The sequence below is a fragment of the Cupriavidus oxalaticus genome (assembly GCF_038900635.1).
Lineage (GTDB): Bacteria > Pseudomonadota > Gammaproteobacteria > Burkholderiales > Burkholderiaceae > Cupriavidus > Cupriavidus oxalaticus_B.
This window is the reverse complement of record NZ_JAYMRX010000011.1, coordinates 137793-161886: the sequence shown is the minus strand read 5'-3', so window position 1 is coordinate 161886 and position 24094 is coordinate 137793. Positions and strand designations below refer to the sequence as shown.

Annotated in this window: 19 protein-coding genes; 11 read left to right on the top strand and 8 right to left on the bottom strand. The window is 67.1% G+C overall.

What is annotated here, in order from left to right; genetic code table 11:
* The first annotated feature begins 142 nt into the window (after positions 1-142).
* Together VSR71_RS19000 and VSR71_RS18995 are read left to right on the top strand one after the other, a co-directional pair.
* On the top strand, positions 143-436 hold the full coding sequence (locus tag VSR71_RS19000) for a putative quinol monooxygenase (RefSeq protein WP_342915394.1): 294 nt from the start codon (positions 143-145) through the stop codon (positions 434-436).
* 178 nt (positions 437-614) lie between these two features.
* Positions 615-1616: a cysteine synthase A gene (locus VSR71_RS18995; protein WP_342915393.1), complete on the top strand. Its 1002-nt coding sequence runs from the start codon at positions 615-617 to the stop codon at positions 1614-1616.
* A 27-nt stretch (positions 1617-1643) separates the two neighbouring features.
* Here VSR71_RS18995 and prpR read toward each other — a convergent pair whose 3' ends face one another.
* Positions 1644-3623, bottom strand: a complete 1980-nt coding sequence (prpR, locus tag VSR71_RS18990; RefSeq protein WP_342915392.1) for a propionate catabolism operon regulatory protein PrpR — start codon at positions 3621-3623, stop codon at positions 1644-1646.
* A 306-nt stretch (positions 3624-3929) separates the two neighbouring features.
* Between prpR and prpB the strand changes: the two genes are divergently transcribed.
* The 6 genes from prpB to VSR71_RS18960 all read left to right on the top strand — a co-directional run bounded on the left by prpB (position 3930) and on the right by VSR71_RS18960 (position 13086).
* On the top strand, positions 3930-4838 hold the full coding sequence (gene prpB, locus VSR71_RS18985; protein ID WP_342915391.1) for a methylisocitrate lyase: 909 nt from the start codon (positions 3930-3932) through the stop codon (positions 4836-4838).
* Between the two features lie 113 nt (positions 4839-4951).
* Complete coding sequence (prpC, locus tag VSR71_RS18980) at positions 4952-6109, top strand: bifunctional 2-methylcitrate synthase/citrate synthase (RefSeq protein ID WP_342915390.1); 1158 nt, start codon at positions 4952-4954, stop codon at positions 6107-6109.
* 121 nt (positions 6110-6230) lie between these two features.
* Positions 6231-8843 (top strand): Fe/S-dependent 2-methylisocitrate dehydratase AcnD, encoded by a 2613-nt coding sequence (gene acnD, locus VSR71_RS18975; RefSeq protein ID WP_342915389.1) that lies wholly within the window; start codon positions 6231-6233, stop codon positions 8841-8843.
* 209 nt (positions 8844-9052) lie between these two features.
* Entirely contained in the window at positions 9053-10243 is a 1191-nt protein-coding gene (prpF, locus tag VSR71_RS18970) for a 2-methylaconitate cis-trans isomerase PrpF (RefSeq protein WP_342915388.1), read from the top strand.
* A gap of 27 nt (positions 10244-10270) precedes the next feature.
* Positions 10271-11725, top strand: a complete 1455-nt coding sequence (locus VSR71_RS18965) for a bifunctional 2-methylcitrate dehydratase/aconitate hydratase (protein ID WP_342915387.1) — start codon at positions 10271-10273, stop codon at positions 11723-11725.
* Positions 11726-11943: 218 nt separating this feature from the next.
* Positions 11944-13086, top strand: coding sequence for an asparaginase (locus VSR71_RS18960; RefSeq protein ID WP_342915386.1), 1143 nt, complete (start codon positions 11944-11946; stop codon positions 13084-13086).
* Positions 13087-13114: 28 nt separating this feature from the next.
* On the opposite strand, the gene VSR71_RS18955 is transcribed toward VSR71_RS18960, so the two are convergent.
* Positions 13115-14038, bottom strand: a complete 924-nt coding sequence (locus VSR71_RS18955) for an AraC family transcriptional regulator (RefSeq protein WP_342915385.1) — start codon at positions 14036-14038, stop codon at positions 13115-13117.
* 126 nt (positions 14039-14164) lie between these two features.
* On the opposite strand from VSR71_RS18955, the gene VSR71_RS18950 reads away from it, so the two are divergent.
* A complete protein-coding gene (locus VSR71_RS18950) occupies positions 14165-14710 on the top strand; it encodes a peroxidase-related enzyme (RefSeq protein WP_342915384.1) in 546 nt (181 codons plus the stop codon).
* 199 nt (positions 14711-14909) lie between these two features.
* Here the strand turns inward: VSR71_RS18950 and VSR71_RS18945 are convergent, their stop codons facing one another.
* Positions 14910-15377 carry a PaaI family thioesterase gene (locus VSR71_RS18945; RefSeq protein WP_342915383.1) on the bottom strand — a complete coding sequence of 156 codons (468 nt, stop codon included), beginning with the start codon at positions 15375-15377 and terminating at the stop codon, positions 14910-14912.
* 172 nt (positions 15378-15549) lie between these two features.
* Between VSR71_RS18945 and VSR71_RS18940 the strand changes: the two genes are divergently transcribed.
* Entirely contained in the window at positions 15550-15801 is a 252-nt protein-coding gene (locus VSR71_RS18940; RefSeq protein WP_342915382.1) for a DUF1289 domain-containing protein, read from the top strand.
* Between the two features lie 24 nt (positions 15802-15825).
* Here VSR71_RS18940 and VSR71_RS18935 read toward each other — a convergent pair whose 3' ends face one another.
* The 4 genes from VSR71_RS18935 to VSR71_RS18920 form a co-directional block, all read right to left on the bottom strand.
* Positions 15826-16554 carry an MOSC domain-containing protein gene (locus VSR71_RS18935; protein ID WP_342915381.1) on the bottom strand — a complete coding sequence of 243 codons (729 nt, stop codon included), beginning with the start codon at positions 16552-16554 and terminating at the stop codon, positions 15826-15828.
* Complete coding sequence (locus VSR71_RS18930) at positions 16551-17258, bottom strand: glutamine amidotransferase (protein WP_342915380.1); 708 nt, start codon at positions 17256-17258, stop codon at positions 16551-16553. The genes VSR71_RS18935 and VSR71_RS18930 overlap by 4 nt, the downstream gene beginning before the upstream one ends.
* 135 nt (positions 17259-17393) lie before the next feature.
* Positions 17394-19841: a penicillin acylase family protein gene (locus VSR71_RS18925; RefSeq protein ID WP_342915379.1), complete on the bottom strand. Its 2448-nt coding sequence runs from the start codon at positions 19839-19841 to the stop codon at positions 17394-17396.
* Positions 19842-19954: 113 nt separating this feature from the next.
* Positions 19955-21385 (bottom strand): aldehyde dehydrogenase family protein, encoded by a 1431-nt coding sequence (locus tag VSR71_RS18920; protein ID WP_342915378.1) that lies wholly within the window; start codon positions 21383-21385, stop codon positions 19955-19957.
* Between the two features lie 217 nt (positions 21386-21602).
* Between VSR71_RS18920 and VSR71_RS18915 the strand changes: the two genes are divergently transcribed.
* On the top strand, positions 21603-22214 hold the full coding sequence (locus VSR71_RS18915) for a hypothetical protein (protein ID WP_342915377.1): 612 nt from the start codon (positions 21603-21605) through the stop codon (positions 22212-22214).
* Between the two features lie 72 nt (positions 22215-22286).
* Here the strand turns inward: VSR71_RS18915 and VSR71_RS18910 are convergent, their stop codons facing one another.
* Positions 22287-23909 carry an ABC-F family ATPase gene (locus VSR71_RS18910; RefSeq protein ID WP_342915376.1) on the bottom strand — a complete coding sequence of 541 codons (1623 nt, stop codon included), beginning with the start codon at positions 23907-23909 and terminating at the stop codon, positions 22287-22289.
* Positions 23910-24094 lie beyond the last annotated feature (185 nt).

Sequence of the window (24094 nt, the reverse complement as noted above, 5' to 3'; positions counted from 1 at the left end):
CCGGAACCGGGCCCGCCGGCATTGTCAAGGGGCGGCCAAATGCCCGGACGGCGCCGTCAGGCATTCCAGGCGGCCCCGGCGCCGGCGCTACAATGGCGCGCCCAGTGCTCACCAGACGCCAGCCAGTCGCCCCCGTTCAACCATGTCCGGAACGTACACGCTAGTCGGCATCGCCCGTGCCAAGTCCCATCGCCGCGAGGCGCTGGTATCCCAGCTCACCACGCTGCAAACGCGCGGACGGAAGGAGCCCGGCTGCCTGGACTACCATGTCGGGCAGGATGCCGAGGACGCACAGGTCTTCGTGATCTATATGGTCTGGGACTCGAAGAATGCCCTGGAATCACACCTGAACCGGCCGTATATGCGCGATTTCCATGCCTCGCGCCGGGAATTCGTCGAAGGCGATTTCAGCTTCCGCTGGCTGAACGCGGCCTGACGCCGCCTCCCTCGTCCCCGCCACCTCCTTGCGCCACAAGGGGCGCCAGGCGTCAGGCACGCCACTTCCACCGCCGCCTTTCCGGCCGCCTCGCCCGCTTGTCATTCCCGCCGCACCGGTCTATCAATCAGATTGACCTTAATCTACGGCCGCCGCCGCGGCCCGGCAGGAGTGCATCATGGAAGTCAGGGACGGATTTGCCGGCACCATCGGCCACACCCCGCTGATCCGGCTGGCGGGGCTGAGCGCCGAGACCGGCTGCGATATCTACGGCAAGGCCGAATTCCTGAACCCGGGCGGCTCGGTCAAGGACCGCGCCGCGCTCTACATCATCCGCGACGCCGAGCGCCGCGGCCTGCTGAAGCCCGGCGGCACGGTGATCGAAGGCACCGCCGGCAATACCGGCATCGGCCTGGCCCACCTGTGCGCGGCGCGCGGCTATCGCTGCATCGTGGTGATCCCCGACACGCAGTCGCCCGAGAAGATGGAGCGGCTGCGCATGCTCGGCGCGGAGGTGCGCCCCGTTCCCGCCAAGCCCTATGCCGATCCCGGCAATTACCAGAAGATCGCCGGGCGGCTGGCCGAGGAAACCGACAACGCGATCTGGGCCAACCAGTTCGACAACCTCGCCAACCGGCAGGCCCACTACGAAACCACCGGCCCCGAGATCTGGCACGCCACGGCTGGCCGCATCGATGCCTTCACTTGCTCCACCGGCACCGGCGGGTCGCTGGCGGGCATCGCGCGCTGCCTGAAGGAGCACAAGCCGGCCGTGCGCATCGTGCTGGCCGACCCGCATGGCAGCGGGCTCTACCACTACGTGAAGCACCGCGAGGTGAAGGCCGAGGGCAGCTCGATCACCGAGGGCATCGGCTCGAGCCGCGTCACCGCCAACCTGCAGGACACGCCGATCGACGATGCGGTGCGGATCGACGACCAGACCTGCGTGGACATGGTCTACCGGATGCTGCGCGAGGAAGGGCTGTTCCTGGGTGGCTCTTCCGGAATCAATGTCGGCGCCGCGGTAGCGCTGGCCCGGGAGATGGGTCCGGGCCATACCATCGTGACGCTGCTGTGCGACCGCGGCGACCTGTACATGGGCCGCCTCTTCAACGAGGCATGGCTGGCCGGCAAGAACCTGCAGCCGATTCCGTTCCGGCGCGTCGGCCCGGGGGTTTAGGCCCCGGGAGTAAGGCGCCGCCAGCGGCTACGCCGCCTTCAGCCGCCGCCACAGTGTGGTCGGGCTGATGCCCAGGACATGGCACGCGGCGGTCCGGTCGCCGCCGCATTCGGCCAGTACGCGGCGGATATGCTCGACTTCGCTCGATTGCTTGACGCGCGCCAGCGAATGGCCGGGCTTGCCGGGCGCTGCAGTGCGCGCGGCGGGTTCGGCCGGCGCTTCCGCCATGACCATCGCCACACCCTCGCCGCCGAACAGTTCCGGCACGGCAGCCTGCAGCTCGCGCAGCAGTGCATCGGCTTCCAGCTTGCGGCCGGCCACCAGCACCGCGATGCGTTCCGTGACATTTTCCAGCTCGCGGATATTGCCCGGCCACGCGTAGCGCGCCAGCCGCGAGCGCGCCACGGCTGGCAGGCGCTGCGCACGCTCGGTGCCCAGGCGCTCCTGCGCACGGCGGTAGAGCAGTTCGGCGAGCTCGGTCAGGTCTTCGGCGCGCTCGCGCAACGGCGGCATCTCGATGCGCAGGATGTTGAGGCGGTAGTACAGGTCCTGGCGGAAGGTGCCGTCGCGCACCATCGCGGGCAGGTCGCGGTGGGTGGCGGCGATCACGCGCACGTTGACTGGCACGGCGTCGAGCCCGCCGATCGGCAGCACCTGTTTTTCCTGCAGCACGCGCAGCAGGCGGGTCTGCAGCGTCGGCGGCATGTCGCCCACTTCGTCGAGGAACAGCGTCCCGTTGTGCGCGGACTCGAACAGGCCGGCCTTGCCGCCGCGGCGCGCGCCGGTGAAGGCGCCCTCTTCGTAGCCGAACAGCTCGCTCTCCAGCAACGCCTCCGGAAACGCGGCGCAGTTGACCGCCACGAACGGGAACGCGCGGCGCGGGCTGGCGTCGTGCATGCCCTGCGCCAGCACTTCCTTGCCGGTGCCGCTCTCGCCGCCGATCAGCACGGTGGAATCGACCACGGCGTAGCGCCGCGCCAGCGTGCGCAATTCGGTCATCACCGCCGAGGTGCCGGCCAGGTCGTCCAGGCTGTAGCGCACGCCAGCGGGCCGGGCGCGGCTGCGCGAGCGCAGGTTGCGGTCCACGCGCTGGATCGCGCTGGCATCCTGGATGGTAAGCACCGCGCCGAGGGTGCCGGCTTCGCTGGCGATCGGGATACGGTTGACCACGACCATCTTGTCGCCGAGCTTGTGGATCGCTTCCAGCTCCTTGTCGCCGCTCTGCATCACGCCTTCGAGCGACAGGTTGGGCGCCAGCGTCTGCAGCTTGCGCCCGACCGCGGCCGCGGCCGAGGTGCCGAGGAAACGCTCCATGGCCGGATTGAACGACTGGATCCGCCCTTCCGCATCGACGGCTGCCACGCCCTCGTTCAGGTGGGCCAGGATGGTGTTGACATAATCGCGCCGGGTGGATTCAATGCGGCGCAGCCGTGCGGCCTCGATCGCGTCTTCCAGCGCCATGCGCACCGAATTGCCCGAATACAGGAACACCCCGGTCAGGCCGTAGCGGTCGGCCAGGTCGGTGACCAGCCCGGGGCCGACCACCACCTGGATGCCCTCCTGCTTGAGCGCCTTGACCCGCGCCACGGCGTCGTCCTCGGTCAGGTAGGTATAGGCCGGGATCGCCAGCGAGAACGCGCGCACGAATTCATCGACCTCGGCAAAGGTGGAGGCATGCGTGACTAGCGCCACCCTGGGCGAGATGCGGCGCGCGGTGGCGAGTGCGCTCATGACGTCGAAGCCCGTCACCTTGACCAGCACCACCGGCACGTCGACGTGCTGCCGCAGGTAGGCGCCGTTGGAGCCGCCGGCGACCACCACGTCGAGCCGCCCTTCGCGCGCTTCACGTGAGACCGCGCTGGCGGCGGCTTCAAATCCTTTGCCGACGATGCGGAATTCCGCGCGCGCGGCATAGGACGGAATCAGGTCGGCAAAGGCACGCGCAAGGCGGCTGATGCCGATGGCCCAGATGCGCGGGCGGGCGGGCGTGGAGGCGGGAGGACTCATGGTGCGGTGCCAGGTGGGAACGGAGCGGGGAGCGGGTGAAACCCCGCCGGAACAGGCGTACAGTGCTGGCACATTGTCCGTCATGCGAGTTTCGATTTCAACTTTGAATTCACGATTTGCGAATGTGAAATGCAAATGTGCTGAAATGATGACATCCGGCCTCGGCGAGAATTCTCCCTGCGACCCGCCAGCCAAGGCCTGACAAGGCTTTGCGGGGATTTCACCGACGCCCGCGCAAGGGCTGGCACGGGCCTTGCGCTTATGGCTCCGTCTTGTTCAACCCGACGCAAACGCCAAGCAAACGCCATGACCTACTCCGCTTCCGACCTCGCGCGCTCCGCAGGCGCCCGTTTCCGCCAGGCGCTTGCCGAAGAGCATCCGCTTCAGGTGGTCGGCACCATCAATGCCAACCACGCCCTGCTGGCCAAGCGCGCCGGCTACCGCGCCATCTACCTGTCCGGCGGCGGTGTCGCTGCCGGCTCGCTGGGCCTGCCCGACCTCGGCATCTCCAACCTGGACGACGTGCTGACCGATATCCGCCGCATCACCGATGTGTGCGACACGCCGCTGCTGGTCGACGTCGACACCGGTTTCGGCGCCTCGGCCTTCAACGTGGCCCGCACCACCAAGTCGCTGATCAAGTTCGGCGCCGCGGCCATGCACATCGAGGACCAGGTCGGCGCCAAGCGCTGCGGCCACCGTCCCAACAAGGAAATCGTCACCCAGGGTGAAATGGTCGACCGCATCAAGGCCGCTGTCGACGCCCGCACCGACGAGAACTTCGTCATCATGGCCCGCACCGACGCACTGGCCGTGGAAGGCCTGGACAGCGCCATCGAGCGCGCCGTGGCATGCGTGGAAGCCGGCGCCGACGCCATCTTCCCGGAAGCCATGACCGACCTCGCCATGTATCGCAAGTTCGTCGACGCGGTGAAGGTGCCGGTGCTGGCCAACATCACCGAGTTCGGCGCCACGCCGCTGTTCACCACCGAAGAACTGGGCAGCGCCGGCGTGTCGATGGTGCTGTACCCGCTGTCTGCCTTCCGCGCCATGAACAAGGCCGCGGAAAACGTGTACGCGGCGATCCGCCGCGACGGCACGCAGAAGAACGTGGTCGATACCATGCAGACCCGCTCGGAGCTCTACGAGAGCATCGGCTACCATGACTTCGAGCAGAAGCTCGACGCCCTGTTCGCACAAGGCAAGGGCAAGTAAGGCAACCAGACAAGGCACGGCCGGGGCGGGTATATCCCCTCCCGGCCGTTCGGCCGCATAGATCCGGCCGATCCCAAACAGGCAACACCAGGCATCACACCAAGGAGACCCAGATGTCCGAAGCGCAACCGCTCGTCACTCCCAAGCCCAAGAAATCCGTCGCGCTGTCCGGCGTCACCGCAGGCAACACCGCGCTGTGCACGGTCGGCCGTACCGGCAACGACCTGCACTACCGCGGCTATGACATCCTCGATGTCGCCGACGCCTGCGAATTCGAAGAAATCGCGCACCTGCTGGTGCACGGCAAGCTGCCAAACAAGGCTGAACTGGCTGCCTACAAGACCAAGCTGAAGGCCCTGCGCGGCCTGCCCGCCAACGTCAAGGCCGCGCTGGAATGGGTTCCCGCCAGCGCCCACCCGATGGACGTGATGCGCACCGCCGTGTCGGTGCTGGGCACCGTGCTGCCGGAGAAGGAAGACCACAACACCCCGGGCGCGCGCGACATCGCCGACCGCCTGATGGCCAGCCTGGGTTCGATGCTGCTGTACTGGTACCACTACAGCCACAACGGCCGCCGCATCGAAGTCGAGACCGACGATGACTCGATCGGCGCCCACTTCCTGCACCTGCTGCACGGCGAGAAGCCGTCGGCGCTGTGGGAGCGTGCCATGCACACCTCGATGATCCTGTACGCGGAGCACGAGTTCAATGCATCGACCTTCACCGGCCGTGTGATTGCCGGCACGGGCTCGGACATGTACTCGTCGATCTGCGGCGCGATCGGCGCGCTGCGCGGCCCCAAGCACGGCGGCGCCAACGAAGTCGCGTTCGAGATCCAGAAGCGCTATGACAGCCCGGACGAGGCGCAGGCCGACATCACCCGCCGCGTCGAGAACAAGGAAGTCGTGATCGGCTTCGGCCACCCGGTGTACACCATTGCCGACCCGCGCAACCAGGTGATCAAGGAAACCGCGCGCAAGCTGTCGAAGGATGCCGGCTCGATGAAGATGTTCGACATCGCCGAGCGCCTGGAGACCGTGATGTGGGACATCAAGAAGATGTTCCCGAACCTGGACTGGTTCAGCGCGGTGAGCTACCACATGATGGGCGTGCCGACCGCGATGTTCACGCCGCTGTTCGTGATCGCGCGCACGTCCGGCTGGGCCGCGCACATCATCGAGCAACGCATCGACAACAAGATCATCCGACCGAGCGCCAACTACACCGGTCCGGAGAACCTGAAGTTCGTGCCGATCAAGGATCGCAAGTAAGACCGGCTGCCGGATTGCCCTGCGTCGGGTTGCATTGATCCGCCTGAGGGCAAAGGGGGTAGTTGGTCGCTGACACGGGGCCACTACCCCTTTTTCATACTTATATAGATTTCCCTACACCATGAATTCTGCAAACCGCAAACCGCTACCGGGCACCAAGCTGGATTACTTCGACGCGCGCGCCGCGGTCGAGGCCATCCAGCCGGGTGCCTACGACAAGCTGCCGTACACGTCGCGCGTGCTGGCAGAAAACCTGGTGCGCCGCTGCGAACCCGCCACGCTGACGGATTCGCTGAAGCAGCTGATCGAGCGCAAGCGCGACCTCGATTTCCCGTGGTTCCCCGCACGCGTGGTGTGCCACGACATCCTGGGCCAGACCGCGCTGGTGGACCTGGCCGGCCTGCGCGACGCCATTGCCGACCAGGGCGGCGACCCCGCCAAGGTCAACCCGGTGGTGCCGGTGCAGCTGATCGTCGACCACTCGCTGGCGGTGGAATGCGGCGGCTTCGACCCGCAGGCGTTCGAGAAGAACCGCGCCATCGAAGACCGCCGCAATGAAGACCGTTTCCATTTCATCGACTGGACCAAGAAGGCGTTCAAGAACGTCGACGTGATCCCGCCGGGCAACGGCATCATGCACCAGATCAACCTGGAGAAGATGTCGCCCGTGATCCACGCCGACAACGGCGTGGCCTATCCCGATACCTGCGTCGGCACCGACAGCCACACCCCGCACGTCGATGCGCTGGGCGTGATCGCCATCGGCGTGGGCGGCCTGGAAGCCGAGAACGTGATGCTCGGCCGCGCCTCGTGGATGCGCCTGCCGGATATCGTCGGCGTCGAGCTGACCGGCAAGCGCCAGCCCGGCATCACCGCCACCGACATCGTGCTGGCCCTGACCGAATTCCTGCGCAAGGAAAAAGTGGTCGGCGCCTACCTGGAGTTCCGCGGCGAAGGCGCGTCGAGCCTGACGCTCGGCGACCGCGCCACCATCTCCAACATGGCCCCGGAATACGGCGCCACCGCGGCGATGTTCTTCATCGACGAGCAGACCATCGAATACCTGCGCCTGACCGGCCGCACCGACGAGCAGCTCAAGCTGGTCGAAACGTACGCCAGGGCCGCGGGCCTGTGGGCGGATTCGCTGCAGAACGCCGAATACGAGCGCGTGCTGAAGTTCGACCTGTCGAGCGTGGTGCGCAACATGGCCGGCCCGTCCAACCCGCACAAGCGCCTGCCGACCTCGGCGCTGGCCGAGCGCGGCATCGCCGTGGACCTGGACCGCGCCCGCGCGCAGGAGGCCGAAGGCCTGATGCCCGATGGCGCCGTGATCATCGCCGCCATCACCAGCTGCACCAACACCAGCAACCCGCGCAACGTGATCGCCGCCGCGTTGCTGGCGCGCAACGCCAACGCGCGCGGGCTGACGCGCAAGCCGTGGGTCAAGTCGTCGCTGGCGCCTGGCTCCAAGGCGGTCGAGCTGTATCTGGAAGAATCCAACCTGCTGCCTGACCTGGAGAAGCTCGGCTTCGGCATCGTCGCGTTCGCCTGCACCACCTGCAACGGCATGTCCGGTGCGCTCGATCCGAAGATCCAGCAGGAAATCATCGACCGCGACCTGTACGCCACCGCCGTGCTGTCCGGCAACCGCAACTTCGACGGCCGCATCCACCCGTACGCCAAGCAGGCCTTCCTGGCCTCGCCGCCGCTGGTGGTCGCCTACGCCATCGCCGGCACCATCCGCTTCGATATCGAGAAGGATGTGCTGGGCACGGACCAGGACGGCAAGCCGGTCTACCTGAAGGACATCTGGCCGACCGACGAAGAGATCGATGCCATCGTCAAGCAAAGCGTCAAGCCCGAGCAGTTCCGCAAGGTCTACGAGCCGATGTTCGCGCTGACCGCGGAAACCGGCGAGAGCGCCGCGCCGCTGTACGACTGGCGCCCGCAGAGCACCTATATCCGCCGCCCGCCGTACTGGGAAGGCGCGCTGGCCGGCGAGCGCACGCTCCAGGGCCTGCGTCCGCTGGCGGTGCTGGGCGACAACATCACCACCGACCACCTGTCGCCGTCCAACGCCATCATGCTGAACAGCGCGGCCGGCGAGTACCTCGCCAAGATGGGCCTGCCGGAAGAGGACTTCAACTCGTACGCGACGCACCGCGGCGACCACCTCACCGCGCAGCGCGCCACCTTCGCCAACCCCACGCTGATCAATGAAATGGCCGTGGTCGACGGCCAGCTCAAGAAGGGTTCGCTGGCGCGCATCGAGCCGGAAGGCAAGGTGGTGCGCATGTGGGAAGCGATCGAGACCTACATGGACCGCAAGCAGCCGCTGATCATCATCGCCGGCGCGGACTATGGCCAGGGCTCTTCGCGCGACTGGGCCGCCAAGGGTGTACGCCTGGCTGGTGTGGAAGCCATCGTCGCCGAAGGCTTCGAGCGCATCCACCGCACCAACCTGATCGGCATGGGCGTGCTGCCGCTGGAGTTCAAGCCGGGCGTAAATCGCCTGACGCTGGGGCTGGATGGTACCGAGACCTATGACGTGATCGGTGAGCGCCAGCCGCGTGCGACGCTGACGCTGGTGGTTAATCGCCAGAATGGCGAGCGTGTGGAAGTGCCGGTGACTTGCCGTCTCGACAGCGACGAGGAAGTTTCGATCTACGAGGCTGGCGGGGTGCTGCAGCGGTTTGCGCAGGACTTTCTGGAGTCGAGCAAGGCGGCGGCTTAACAAGTTGCCGAGTGTTGGCTCCCCTCTCCCGCGCGCGGGAGAGGGGCCGGGGGTGAGGGCCGGCGCGTGCAGTACCGAAGCGCTTCACTTCGTGGGTGCTCCCGCCCTCACCCCCACCCCTCTCCCACTTTGCGGGAGAGGGGAGCGTCCGCCAGGGGTGCCGGCTACGATCGGCTTCCTTCGCATACCTAACCACGACATTCATTCTCATGGCCCACGTACCCCAGATCAAGATTCCCGCCACCTACATCCGTGGCGGCACCAGCAAGGGCGTGTTCTTCCGCCTGCAGGACCTGCCCGAGCGCGCGCAGTCGCCCGGCCCGGCGCGCGATGCGCTGCTGATGCGCGTGATCGGCAGCCCCGACCCGTACGGCAAGCAGATCGACGGCATGGGCGGTGCCACGTCGAGCACCAGCAAGACCGTGATCGTGTCGAAGAGCACGCGTCCGGACCACGACGTCGATTACCTGTTCGGCCAGGTCTCGATCGACCAGTCCTTCGTCGACTGGAGCGGCAATTGCGGCAACCTGTCCGCCGCGGTCGGCCCGTTCGCCATCAGCGCCGGCCTGGTCGATCCGGGCCGCGTGCCGCAGAACGGCGTCGCCACCGTGCGCATCTGGCAGGCCAATATCGGCAAGACCATCATCGGCCACGTGCCCGTCACCAACGGCGAAGTACAGGAAACCGGTGACTTCGAGCTCGACGGCGTGACCTTCCCCGCCGCCGAAGTGCAGCTCGAGTTCATGGATCCGGCCGCCGAGGAAGAAGGTGCCGGCGGCGCGATGTTCCCGACCGGCAATGTGGTCGACGACCTGGAAGTGCCCGGCGTCGGTACGCTCAAGGCGACCATGATCAACGCCGGCATCCCGACCATCTTCGTCAACGCGGAGAGCATCGGCTATACCGGCACCGAGCTGCAGGACGCCATCAACAGCGACACCAGGGCGCTGGCGATGTTCGAGACCATCCGCGCCTATGGCGCGCTGCGCATGGGACTGATCAAGGACGTGGACGAGGCCGCCAAGCGCCAGCACACGCCCAAGGTTGCCTTCGTCGCAAAGCCGGTTGACTACGTTGCATCGAGCGGCAAGAAGGTGGCCGCAGCCGACGTGGACCTGCTGGTGCGCGCGCTCTCCATGGGCAAGCTGCACCACGCGATGATGGGCACGGCAGCCGTTGCCATCGGCACCGCGGCGGCCATCCCCGGCACGCTGGTCAACCTGGCCGCCGGCGGCGGCGAACGCAACGCCGTGCGTTTCGGGCATCCGTCCGGCACGCTGCGCGTGGGCGCCGAGGCGCAGCAGGTCGATGGCGAATGGGCGGTCCGGAAGGCCATCATGAGCCGCAGCGCGCGCGTGCTGATGGAAGGCTGGGTGCGCGTGCCGGGCGACGCATTCTGAGCTGAGCCCCCTTCCGCGAGGCCGATCATGTCTACCGACACGCCGTCCGCGCAACGCCCCGATCCGGACCAGGTGCTGGTCGACATCGTCGACTATGTCACCCGCTACGAGATCAAGAGCGGCCTCGCCTACGATACCGCCCGCAACTGCCTGATCGACACCCTCGGTTGCGGGCTCGAAGCCCTGTCCTACCCGGCCTGCACCAAGCTGCTCGGCCCCATTGTCCCCGGCACGATCGTGCCCAACGGCGCGCGCGTACCGGGCACCCAGTTCCAGCTCGACCCGGTCCAGGCCGCGTTCAATATCGGCACGATGATCCGCTGGCTGGATTTCAACGACACCTGGCTGGCGGCCGAATGGGGGCATCCGTCCGACAACCTCGGCGGCATCCTGGCCACCGCCGACTGGATCTCGCGCAATAACCTGGCCGCCGGCCGCAAGCCGCTGACGATGAAGGCCGTGCTCACGGCCATGATCAAGGCGCATGAGATCCAGGGCTGCATCGCACTGGAAAATTCGTTCAACAAAGTGGGCCTGGACCACGTGGTGCTGGTCAAGGTGGCCTCCACTGCCGTGGTCGCGCAGATGCTGGGGCTGACGCGCGACGAGATCATCAATGCGGTCTCGCTGGCCTGGGTCGATGGCCAGAGCCTGCGTACCTATCGCCATGCGCCGAACACCGGCAGCCGCAAGAGCTGGGCCGCGGGCGATGCCACAAGCCGCGCAGTGCGTCTGGCGCTGATCGCGCGCACCGGCGAAATGGGCTATCCGTCGGCGCTGACGGCAAAGGCCTGGGGCTTCTATGACGTGCTGTTCAAGGGCCAGCCGTTCAGGTTCCAGCGGCCCTACGGCTCGTACGTGATGGAGAACGTGCTGTTCAAGATCTCGTTCCCCGCGGAGTTCCATGCACAGACGGCGGTGGAAGCGGCCATGCAGCTGCATGGCGCGCTCGCGCGCGCCGGGCGATCGGCGGCGGATATTGCAGCCATCACCATCCGTACCCATGAGGCCTGCCTGCGCATCATCGACAAGCAGGGCCCGCTCAGCAACCCTGCCGACCGCGACCATTGCATCCAGTACATGGTGGCGGTGCCATTGCTGTTCGGCCGCCTGACCGCCGCGGACTATGAGGATGACGTTGCGGCCGATCCGCGCATCGACGCGCTGCGCGGCAGGATCGCCTGCCTGGAAGACCCCGCGCTGACGCACGACTACCACGACCCGGACAAGCGCTCGATCGCCAATGCACTGACCGTCACGCTGAACGACGGCACCGTGCTGGACGAAGTGCTGGTCGAATATCCCCTCGGGCACAAGCGCCGGCGCGCCGAAGGCATCCCGCTGCTGGTGGAGAAGTTCCGCACTAACCTGGCGCGGCGTTTCCCGCCGAAACAGCAGCAGGCGATCCTGGCGGTATCGCTGGACCAGGCTCGCCTGGAGGCGATCGCCGTGAGCGACTACCTCGATATGTATGCGATTTAGATTATCGCCTGCGGATTTTCATGCCGAATCGGCATAACCCCTGAAGATTCTCCTAACGTATAGTCTCAGCCCTGCCCGACCGCCACCTGGGCCCAGGCCGCGGCAGGCGGACGAAGACTGAATGCGGATGGCACCGCTGTGCCCATAAGGCATGTGCTGCCGTTACCGCTGCCGTTCCTATACGCGCCTACACGTTCGTATATATACCGAGGAGAATCATGAAACCTTTTGCCCGCGCCACCACGCTGGCTGCCGCCCTGCTGTCGGCCAGCCTGATTACCGGCACCGCCAGTGCGCAACTGGCACCGGCCGCCCAGCCAGCCCAGCCCGCCACTGCCTCCACTGCCGCTGCCACGGCCCCGGCCGAAGCCCGCAAGGCGAACATCGTCATCATCGGTACCGGCGGCACCATTGCCGGCGCCGGCGCGTCGGCCATCAACACCGCCGCCTACCAGTCCGCCGTGGTGCCGGTCGACAAGATCATCGCCTCGGTCCCGGAAATCTCGAAGGTCGCCAACGTCAAGGGCGAGCAGATCTTCCAGATCGGTTCGGAGAGCTTCAACAACGAACGCCTGCTGAAGCTGGCCAAGCGCGTGTCGGAACTGCTCAAGCAGCCGGACGTCGACGGCATTGTCATCACCCACGGCACCGACACCATCGAGGAAACCGCGTACTTCCTCAACCTGACGCTCAAGAGCGACAAGCCGGTGGTGGTGGTCGGCTCGATGCGCCCTGGCACGGCGCTGGGCGCGGACGGCGCGCTCAACCTGTATGACGCGGTGCTGGTGGCCTCCAATCCGGCATCCAAGGGCAAGGGCACGCTGGTGGTGCTGAACGACGAGATCCACACCGGCCGCGACGTCACCAAGAGCAATACCTTCAAGACCGAGACCTTCCGCTCGCCGTTCGGCCCGCTGGGCTACGTGGTGGAAGGCCGCTCGCTGTACTACCGCCTGCCGGCGCGCCCGCACACCGTGCAGACCGAGTGGGATATCGACAAGATCGACAAGCTGCCTGAAGTGGCCGTGGTCTACGCCTACGGCAACGTCAACCCGGCCAGCATCGATGCCGCCGTGAAGAACGGCGCTAAGGCCATCGTCTACGCCGCCACCGGCAACGGCAGCGTCGGCGACTACATGGTCGAGCCGCTCAAGGCAGCGCGCGCCAAGGGCGTGCAGATCGTGCGCGCCTCGCGCACCGGCAGCGGCGTGGTGATCCGCAATGCGGAGCAGCCGGACGACAAGTACGACTGGATCGTCACCGATGACCAGCTGCCGCAGAAGGCGCGCATCCTGATGGCGCTGGCGCTGACCAAGACCAACGACCCGAAGGCGCTGCAGCAGGTTTTCTGGAAGTACTGATGGCGGCGCGGGCGTGGCCGCGTGGATGCTAGACGCGCCCGCCCGTTCCTCCAGCCTCTCCCCCACTTGCGGGAGCGGGGAGCAAGACTGCGCTCCCTGCGTCCTCCCGCTCAAGCCATTGCCGCGGCGACTCTCCCAGCCGCGCCGAGAATGCGCGCGACAGCGCCGACGCATTGGCATAGCCCAGTTCCACCGCCACGGATTTCACCGGTCGGCCCAGCCTTAGCTGCGCCTGTGCCAGCGACAGCCGCCAGTCGGTCAGGTAGTCAGCCGGCGGCTGGCCCACGATGCGCCGGAACGCAGCGGCAAACGCGCTGCGCGACATGCCCGCCCGCTCCGCCATGCGCGGCAGGTCCCACGCCGCGCCGGGATCCTCGTGCAACGCCACCAGCGCGCGCGCCAGGCGTGGGTCAGACAATCCGGCGATCAGCCCGGCCTGGATGCCGGCCTCGTGGTGATGGTCGATCAGCCAGCGCAGCAGCTGGATCAGCACGACTTCAAAGAGACGGTCCGCCAGCAACCGGTGTCCGCAGCGCACCTGCTCGGCCTCGGCGAACAGCAGCGCCAGGGCCTGTTCCAGCCCGGCCACACGCGCCATCGGCAGCGCGATCAGTGGCGGTAATGCGCGCACCACCGGATTACGCGCGCCACCGTCGAAATCCAGCGCCGCGCAGGTGAAATCCGATCCTTCCACTGGCGGGTTGTGAAACATGTGGTGAATGGGGCGCGGATAGAACAGCAGCGTCGGTTCCTCGAAGCGCATTGTCGGCGGCAGCCCTGCGCCGGGCGGATGCAGCAATTCCAGGTCGCCCCGCCGCAGCACGTGCAGGAAGCCGCGGCCGGGCTGCGCCGCGAATTGCGTCAGTCCACACAGTGGCCCCTGATGAAACAGGTGGGCGCGGGCGCGAAAGCGTTCCAGCAGGGCGGACAGGCGGTCGACGGATGCATTCATGGCTGCGTGGACGAATTGGTAAGAATGGAGGACGTTGCGTATCTCATAGTACGCGATGGCCGACCATACTGGGTTCCAGGGCGATCGCAACGCCTGTTCCCTTAAACCAGTACCAAGGAGTCCATCATGTCCCGCGTTCCTCTTGTCACCGCCGCCACCGCGTCCGGCGATGCCAGGGCTGTCCTGAGCGAAATCCACGGTGCCTTTGGCGCCACCCCCAACATGTTCCGCGCCGTTGCCAATTCCCCCGCTGCGCTGCGCAGCATGTGGGGCGCATTTGGCGCGCTGGGCAGCGGCGTCCTGGGCGCCGCGCTCAGCGAAAAGATCGCCGTGGCCGTCGCTGACCGCAACCGGTGCGAGTACTGCCTGGCAGCCCACACTGCACTTGGCCGCAAGGCCGGCGCGACCGCTCAGGAAATGTCCGAAGCGCAGGCCGGACGCGCACAGGACCCGCAGACCGCCGCCGCGCTGTCGTTTGCGCTCAAGCTGGTCAACGACCGCGGCCAGGTCACGGACGCCGATGTCGCGCAACTTCGCGAAGCCGGCTTCAACGATGAACAGATCGTCGAAATCCTCGCGCACGTGGCGCTGAACCTGTTCACGAACTATGTGAACGTCGCCTTCGCCGTGCCGGTGGATTTTCCGAAGATCAGCCTGCGCGCCGCCGCCTGAGCAAACCTGGTGACGCTGGATTCCCGCGACAACGCATATCCAGCGTCATCGATCGCCTGGACGCCCGCAAGGCGGGCAGCCTCGTTTCTGGCAGTGCGTTCGCGCCAGTGCTAGCTGGCGCGCATAGGTGGTGGGATTCGTTCTGGCGGTTAATTGCGTTTTTGAGTACATACCAGCATCCTGCGCTGGCCCTTTTAGCTCAATACATCGCGCTGCTCATCAACGCCTTTGCCACCAGCACGCCCTCATCGGCAGCCTCGGCGTAGACGGACACCTCGGTGGCCACCTGCCGCCGCCCACGCCGCACCACTGCCGCCACGGCGCGCAATGCCGCCCCCTGCGCCGGCGCAAGGTACTGGATCGACAGCGAACTGGTCGCCCCGCCCTTCACTTCGTCGGCGCTGGCGCCGGACGCTGCCGCCGCGGCGCCGGCAATATCGATCAGCGTGGCGATTACCCCACCGTGCACGATGCTGCCATGGGTCACATTGGTCGGCAGGAACGGCATTTCCAGTTCGACATGCTCGGGGGCGAGACTCGCCAGCCGCACGCCCAGCGCCCGCGCGACCGGCGAGCCCAGCAGGATGTTGTCGATCATCGCGCGCATGCGCGGGTCGACGGCAGCCTCGCGGCGCGAGGGGGCGAGAGTGGCAATGGCTTGCGGCATGGAGCGGCTCCAGGGTGTGGTCCTTGCGGGCATGGATGGAGGGTAGTGGCTGCGTTGGCCAGGCTCAATTACGTGCGACGTAGTTGGCTTGCGCTCCGCCCGTGCCCGGCGGGCCACCACCCGGACCCCGTATAATGTCCCCCCGTTTCAGCCCAATCCCGCTCCCGCCACCATGCCGCAGTCTTTCGAATCCGCCCCGCTCCGCCCCGAACCGGACACCGGCAACACGGATTCCACGCTGTCCGAGCGCCCGGACAGCCCCTGCGTCGGCATCTGCTCCACGCTTTTCGATGAAATCTGCCAGGGCTGCGGGCGCACCGCGGCCGAGGTCAGCAACTGGGTGTTCTTCAGCGACGAGGAAAAGCAGGTGGTGTGGGAGCGCATCACGCGCGAGGGCACGGCCCGCCGCTTCCGGCAGGGCTGATACCAGCCCTTCCCGACCGGCGACTCAGCCGCCCGCCAGGCGCCGCTCCATGTCTTCGACCTCGCGCCGCTCCAGGCGCTGCCGCGCGAGCTTGCGCCAGCTTTCCGCCAGCGGATCCAGCCCGGCCATGTCGCCGAGCGCGGCATAGTCGAGCCTGCCGACATACAGCACGTGCAGCAGCCGCTGCAGCGGCCATTGCGGGTACGGGCGGGCCACCAGCGCCAGCGTATCGCCCGCGCTTAATTCACCTTCTTCCAGGACGCGGTAGTACCACCCGGTGCGCAGGCTCCGCTGCACCGCCCGCGACATGCCAGGATAGCCAAAGCGGTGATTGAGCTTGAAGCACGGCTGGCGAGCCTGGGAAACCTCGACCAGCGCCGTGCCGAGCCGGAAACGGTCGCCGATGCAGACATCGGTCTCGGTCAGACCTTGCGTGCTCAGGTTCTCGCCGAACGCACCGGGAGCATCGAGCACATCAATGCCGGCCGCGCCCTGTTCCGCCAGTTCGGCACGCCAGCCGGGATAGTGGTCGCGCGGATAATGGTGAAGCGCCTTTTCCGGGCCGCCATGATGGCGCGGATCGCCCTGCTGGTCGCCCTCCAGCCCGAGCGAGGCGATGCGCACACGCCCGCTGGCGGCGTACTTGGCGATGCCGCTGGGCACGCCCCTGGGCCCGAACGGCCGCACTGCGCCGACAAGCACCGCGTCGACAACGGCGCGCACGAGCGGCACCGGCAATGCAGCATTGCTCATAACCCCGCCTGCTCCAGCCAGCGGGCAAACATGCGCTCGCCTGCCGCTGCCACACTGGCGCCGACTTCCGCCGTGCGTGCACGGATGGTGCGGGGGTCGATGCCGGCCTTGCCGAGTTCCACGGTATGGCCGACCAGCCAGGCCTCGATGTCTCCCGGCATCACTTCGGGATGGAATTGCAGCGCCAGCACCTGGTTGCCGATGGCATACGCCTGGTTCGTCACCGCGGCGGTGGACGCCAGCAGTTCGGCGCCGGCCGGCAGGTCGAAGGTATCGCCATGCCAGTGCAGCACTTCCCAGTTGGCTGCGTGCAGTTCGCCAAGCGCCGAATCCCGTCCGGCCGGCGTCGGCACGATCGGCGCCCAGCCGATCTCGCGCGTGCCGGGATACACGCGCGCGCCCGCGGCACGGGCGATCAGCTGCGCGCCCAGGCAAACCCCAATCATCTTGCCGCCGGCGGCCAGTCGCTGGCCGATCAGCGCGATCTCGCCTTCCAGCCATGGATAGGCATCGGTCTCGTAGACGCCGATCGGGCCGCCCAGGATCAGCAGCAGGTCGGCCGGGTCATCGACGATGGGGCTCAGGTCGTCGACGCCCGCCTGGAATGCCCGCAGAGCATGGCCGCGCGCGCGCAGCGCATTGCCGATCACGCCCGCGTGCTCGAATGCGAGGTGCTGGATGACATGGGTGGTGCGCGTGGCCATGGGCGGCTCCTGCCGATCGAAAAGGGCCCTCATGGTAGCGCCAATGGGTAGCGCCAATGGCCACGCCGCGAGAAAACCACGGCGGGATATCGCCTATCGGGGCGGCATCCCGGCACGGCATGCCGCCATGGTGCGCTAATTTGTCGCAGCCGGGACCAGGGTCATGGCGTCGGCCTGCGCGGGTGCCAGGGGCATGGTCACGTACTCGACCGCCGCCCATTTGCCGGTCCAGTCGCGATAGCGCGGCAGCAACGCGTTGCCGGACTGCCCGGTCGAATCCATGAAGCGCGATGCCGGCAGGTCGGCCAGGTCGTACAGCGCCCGCACGCTGGCGGCATGGGTGTTCTCGAACGGCGCCTTCTCGTCGCGCAGGTTGTGGCGGCCGACGTTGACCGTATACGTGTCGCCGCCGGTCGGCACGCGCAGGTTGAACAGCGGCGACAGGTACGCGACCTTGCCGAACGGCTTGTGCTCGGAGCGGGCCGCATGCGCTTCGCCCCAGCGCCAGCGATTCGGGTCCTCGCCATAGCGGCGCGACAGGTCGGCCATCGCCTGGGTCCAGGCATCGGCAATCGCGTCGTTGCAGCTTTCCGCCGGGCCCGTATGCGGACGGTCGCACCAGAACGCGCCGAGCTTGCCGGGGTCGCGCAGGATATTCAGCATCGGCTGTTGCACGTTGCGCTGGTCCCACAGCCGGACAAAGATCGCCTCGCCGACCTTTTCCTCGAACAGCCGCCGCGACAGTTCGCGCAGCCAGGCGGTGACCACCAGCGGCTCGGCGCGATCGGCGTCCATGGTGCCGTCCCACTTGCGCAGCGCATCGAGCAGCGCGCGCTCGCGCTGCGGCCGTGCGCCGTCGTGGCTGACCGGTGCGGCCAGCAGCAGCGGCAAGGCGTCGCGCACGGCCAGCGACAGCACGTCTTTCTGGATCGCGGCGAAGGTGTCGAAGGTATGTCTGGGCGTGGCCGCCAGCAACGCCTGGATGCGGTCATGGCGGTACGGCACCGTCCATTCGCTGGTGATGAAGTAGGGGTAGTCCGGCGGCACGATGCGCTGGTTGGCAGTCACGATCACGCCTTGCGCCGGGTTGTAGCGCTGCGGCAGGCCCTCGAACGGGATAAAGCCGGCCCAGTCATAGCGCGCATCCCAGCCCGGCGCGGGCGCCAGGCCCTTCAGGTCGTTGTCGGCGCGGCGCAGCGGCACCCGGCCCGGCGCGAAGAAGCCGATATTGCCGTCGACATCGGCGTAGACGATGTTCTGCTGCGGAGAATGGAAGTCGCGCAGCGCGGCGGTAAAGCTGGCCCAGTCGCGCGCCTCGTTCATCATCAAGCCGGCCTGGAAGGTGCGGTCGTCCGGACGCAGCGCGGTCCACTGGAACGCGACCACGTATTGCGCGCCAAGCGGCCCGGCCGCGGCGGTCAGCGGCTCGGCCACGTCCGAGACCACCGGCCCGTGGCGCGTGCTGCGGATCTTCAGCGTCACGTCGGGCGCGCCCTTGACGCGGATGGTCTCGGTGCGGGTCTCGAAGGTAGCCCAGCCGTCCGGCGTCTGGTACTGGGTTTCGCTGCCGGGCCGCAGCCGTTCGATAAACAGGTCCTGCACATCCGGCGCGGTATTGGTCAGGCCCCATGCGATGCGGTCGTTGTGCCCGAGCACCACCACCGGAATGCCGGGCAGCGTGGCGCCCGCCACGTCGAGGCCCGGGGCCGTCATGCGGGCGAAATACCACAGCGCCGGCGCCTGCAAACCCAGGTGCGGGTCGTTTGCCAGCATCGGCTTGCCCGATTGCGTGTGCGCGCCGGAGACCACCCAGTTGTTCGAGCCCATGCCCTCGACATAGCCCGGCGGCGCCTTGTCGCTGACGCTGGCCATGGCATTGGCCAGCGGCGCCAGTTGCTTGTACAGGTGCCCGTAGTCCATGGTGCGCACCGGCTGCTCGCCCGGGTACGGCGCCAGCAGCTCGCTGATGCGCGCCACCGGCAGCACCTGCGCCAGGCGCATGCGCAGCGTTTCCTGGTTCCAGTTGCCGCCCAGGTCCCAGGCCATCATGGTCTGCCAGCCCAGCGTATCGGCCGGCTCCCAGTGCTCCGGCTGCGTGCGCAGCAGCAGGAATTCAGGCGGCAGCGGTCCCTGCCGGTGATCGATCCACGCATTGACGCCGTCGGCGTATGCCTGCAGGGCGGCCCGCGTCTGCGGCGAGGCCTGCGCGAGGATCGCTTCGGCGTTGCGCCGCACGCCCAGCGTGCGCAGGAACCTGTCGGTATCGAGCGCGGACGGGCCGAGGATCTCGGCAAGCCGGCCGGCCACCACGCGCTTGTTCATCTGCATCTGCCACAGCCGGTCCTGCGCGTGGACATAGCCCAGCGCGAACCAGGCGTCGGCCTTGCTGGCGGCACGGATCTGCGGCACGCCGTTGCCATCGCGCACGATGGTGACCTGCCCACGCAAGCCAGGCAGCGCGACAGTGCCGGATGCGGGCGGCTGCGCGGCCTGGCGATACCAGACGAAAATCCCCGCCGTGCCGGCTACCGCCAGCACCAGCAGCCATCCCACAAGCCTGGCCAGACGACCGAACCAGCGCATCGTTGCTCCCCCTTGTCGTTGTCGTTGCATGGTCCCGGCGACGGCCGCCGCTCTTCGGCGGCGATGCAAAAAATGCCCGGACCAGCCGGGCATTTTCCCATGTCGCGCAGGCCTCAGGCCGGCTTCCTCAACTGCAGGGCCTTGTATTCGAGGAATTCCTCCAGCCCGTATTTGCCGGCTTCGCGCCCGTTGCCGGACTGCTTGTAGCCGCCGAACGGCGCCGCCATGTTGAACGGCCCGCCGTTGATGTCGACCTGGCCGGTGCGGATGCGCCGCGCCACGCGGATCGCGCGCGCCTCATCGCCGGACCAGACGCCGCCGCCCAGCCCGTAGATGCTGTCATTGGCGATACGCACCGCGTCGTCCTCGGTGTCATAGCAGATGATCGACAGCACCGGCCCGAAGATCTCCTCCTGCGCCACGGTGGCGCGCGGCTCGACATTGCCGAGCACGGTCGGCCTGACGAAGAAGCCCTGGTCCAGCCCTTCCGGCGCCTCGGGGCCGCCGGCCACCAGTTCCGCGCCCTCTTCCAGTCCGCGGCGGATATAGCCGGTGACACGCTCTTTCTGCACGGCGGAGATCAGCGGTCCGAGCCGGGTGGTTTCCTGCAGCGGATCGCCCACGGTAAAGCCGGCCACCACCTTCTGCGCGATCGCCTTCACTTCGTCGTAGCGGGCACGCGGCACCAGCATGCGGGTATGCGCCGAGCAGGTCTGGCCCGAATTGAGGAAGCAGGCGCTGATCGTGCCCTTGACCGCAGCCGGCAGGTCAGCATCGTCCAGCACCACCGACGCAGACTTGCCTCCCAGCTCCAGCGCCACGCGCTTGACCGTCTGCGACGCCAGTTCGGACACGCGCTTGCCGGCCCGGGTCGAACCGGTGAACGACACCATGTCGACCTCCGGATGGCTCGCCAGCACCTCGCCCACCACCGGGCCGAACCCCGTGACCAGGTTGAACACCCCCGGCGGCAGGCCCGCGGCCTCGATCACCTCGGCCAGCACAAAGGCGTTCAGCGGCGCCACTTCCGACGGCTTGAGCACCACCGTGCAGCCAGCGGCCAGCGCCGGCGCGACCTTCAGCGTGATCTGGTTGAGCGGGAAGTTCCACGGCGTGATCGCCGCCACCACGCCCACCGGCTCGCGCACCACCAGCGAATTGCCGACTTCTTCCTCGAAGGGGAAGGTATCGAGCAGCTTCGCGGCCTGGCCCCAGTTGTAGACCGGGCCGCCCACCTGGATCGCGCGCGCCAGCTTGATCGGCATGCCGACTTCGCCGGCAATGATCTGGGCCAGTTCTTCGCTGCGCGCCTTCAGTCCTTCGGCGACCTTGGCGATATAGCCGGCGCGTACCGACGCGGGCGTCGCCGCCCAGCCGTCAAAGGCAGCGCGGGCGGCCTGGATGGCGTCTTCCGCGTCGCGCGGCGAGCCTTCGGGAATGGTCCCCATCACCGCTTCGGTGCTGGAATGGATGACGTCGATGGTGCCGGTACCGTGGGGCGCGACCCACTTGCCGTTGATAAACAGTTTGTCTCGTTGTTGCATGGCCACAGTTCTCGGTTGGTGCAGAGTTTGACGGAGGGGCAACCCGCAATTTTTTGTTACTTTTATGGTGCACGCACATTGTAGAGCGGTTTGGAGACTATGTTTCCAGCCCCGGCAGCCCCCGCGCCGGCCGCTCCTTATCAAATGGCGATAATCGGCCGCGCCCGCAATACGGGATGCTCGCACGGACGGCCGGCATAAAAAGGGAGCGAGACACATGGTCGATCCGATCTACCGCAAGACGGATGCGGGACAAGACGAGATCAGGACGCGCGCGCGCAAGCTGGATCACAAGCTGCGCGCGCTGCTGTTGATGGTCAACGGCGAACGCCGCGGGCAAGACCTGCTGGCGCAGGTGGCAGGCATGGGCGTCGGGCCCGATGCCATGGACATGCTGGCCGCCCAGGGGCTGGTCGAGCCCGTGCAGGAGTCGGCACCGGCGCTCGCGGCTGCCGCTCCGGAGGTCCCCGCACGTACTGCGAACGCCGCGGCCGATACCAATATGTTTTCGGTGTACGCCATGCGGCACGCGCCGGCAGCCGGGTCCGCGGCAACGCCTGACCCGACCCGGCCGGCGCACTCTGCCGCCGAGATCGACGCATTCCAGCGCCTCTACCACTTCTATACCGAAGTCATCGGCCAGCATCTGGGCCTGCGCGGCTATATGCTGCAAGTCAAGGTGGAAAAGGCGCAGGACCTGCCTGCGCTGCTGATCCTGCGCGAGCCGCTGCACGCGGCGCTGCTCAAGGCCAAGGGCGAAATCACGGCGCACGCGATCCTGCGTGAACTGGACACCATCGCACAAGACCTGCCTGCGGCAGCCGGATGAGCGGCCACCGGTGCACCAGACAACAAAAAGGCCGCCTCGGAAGGCGGCCTTTTCCATGGGCATGAGGCAAGCTCAGCCGTCGATCCCCTGCGACTGCAGGTACTCGTCATACGTACCCAGGTAATCGGTCAGCGTACCGTCGGTGCGCACTTCGATCACGCGCGTGGCCAGGCCGCTGACGAACTCGCGGTCGTGCGAGACGAAGATCAGCGTGCCCTGGAACTTGTCCAGCGCGATCTGCATCGACTCGATCGACTCCATGTCCATGTGGTTGGTCGGCTCGTCCAGCGCCAGCACGTTATGGCGGCCCAGCATCAGCTTGCCCCAGATCATGCGGCCCTTCTCGCCGCCGGACAGCACCTTGACGTTCTTCTTGATATCGTCGGCCGAGAACAGCAGGCGGCCCAGCGTGCCGCGCAGCGATGTTTCATCATCGCCGGCCTGCGTCCACTGGCTCATCCAGTCCATCACGTCGCGGTCCGCGGGGAATTCCTCGTAGGTGTCCTGCGGCATGTAGCCCACGTTGGCGTTTTCCGCCCACTTGATCTCGCCGCGGTCCACTTCGACGCCGCGCTGCACGCCGGTCTGCACCGCACCGTTCAGCAGGCTGCGCAGCAGCGTGGTCTTGCCCGCGCCGTTCTCGCCGATGATTGCCACGCGCTCGCCGGCCTGGATGGCCATCGACAGGTTATTGACGATCTTGCGCTCGTAGCTCTTGGTGACGCCTTCCACCTCGACCGCCAGGTTGTGCAGCTTCTTCTCGAACTCGAAGCGGATGAACGGGTTCTGGCGCGACGACGGCTTGATGTCCTCGACCTTGATCTTCTCGATCTGCTTGGCGCGCGAGGTGGCCTGGCGTGCCTTGGACTTGTTGGCCGAGAAACGGCGCACGAAGTCCTGCAGTTCGCTGATGCGCTCCTTGGCGCGCGCGTTGGCGGCCATCTGGCGCTCGCGGGCCTGCATCGACGCTTCCATGTAGTCGTCGTAGTTGCCCGGGTAGACCTTGAGCGTGCCGTAGTCCATGTCGGCCATATGGGTGCAGACCGAGTTCAGGAAGTGGCGATCGTGGGAGATGATGATCATGGTGGAGTTGCGCTCGTTGAGCACGGTCTCCAGCCAGCGGATCGTGTTGATGTCCAGGTTGTTGGTCGGCTCGTCCAGCAGCAGCACGTCCGGGTTCGAGAACAGTGCCTGCGCCAGCAGCACGCGCAGCTTCCAGCCCGGCGCGACGTCGCTCATCGGGCCCTGGTGCTGCGCGGTGGGGATGCCCACGCCCAGCAGCAGTTCGCCGGCGCGCGCCTCGGCGGTGTAGCCGTCGTATTCGGCGTACTTGGCCTCCAGCTCGGCGGCCTTCATGTAGTCTTCGTCGGTCGCTTCCGGGTTGGCGTAGATGGCGTCGCGCTCCTGCGCGGCGGCCCACATTTCAGTGTGGCCCATCATCACCACGTCCAGCACGCGCATGTCTTCATAGGCGAACTGGTCCTGGCGCAGCTTGCCCAGGCGGATGCCCGGCTCCAGCATGACGTTGCCAGCGGACGATTCGAGGTCGCCACCCAGGATCTTCATGAAGGTGGACTTGCCGCAGCCGTTCGCGCCGATCAGGCCGTAGCGGTTGCCCTCGCCGAACTTGACCGAGATATTCTCGAACAACGGCTTGGGGCCGAACTGCATGGTGATGTTTGCGGTAGAAAGCACGTCTGGAACCTTGTCTGGAGAATGTGGCGCCGCGGCACTGGCCGCGTTGCGCAGATTGTTGCACCGGGGTGCACCCCATGCCGTTCAGGGGCCGGCCCTGCTGGCAGGCATCGCGCCGCCCGGGGCATTCCGGAGCCATGGCTGGCGATGCGGCACGGGCCGCGCCCGGTTCTTGCGAGAACCCG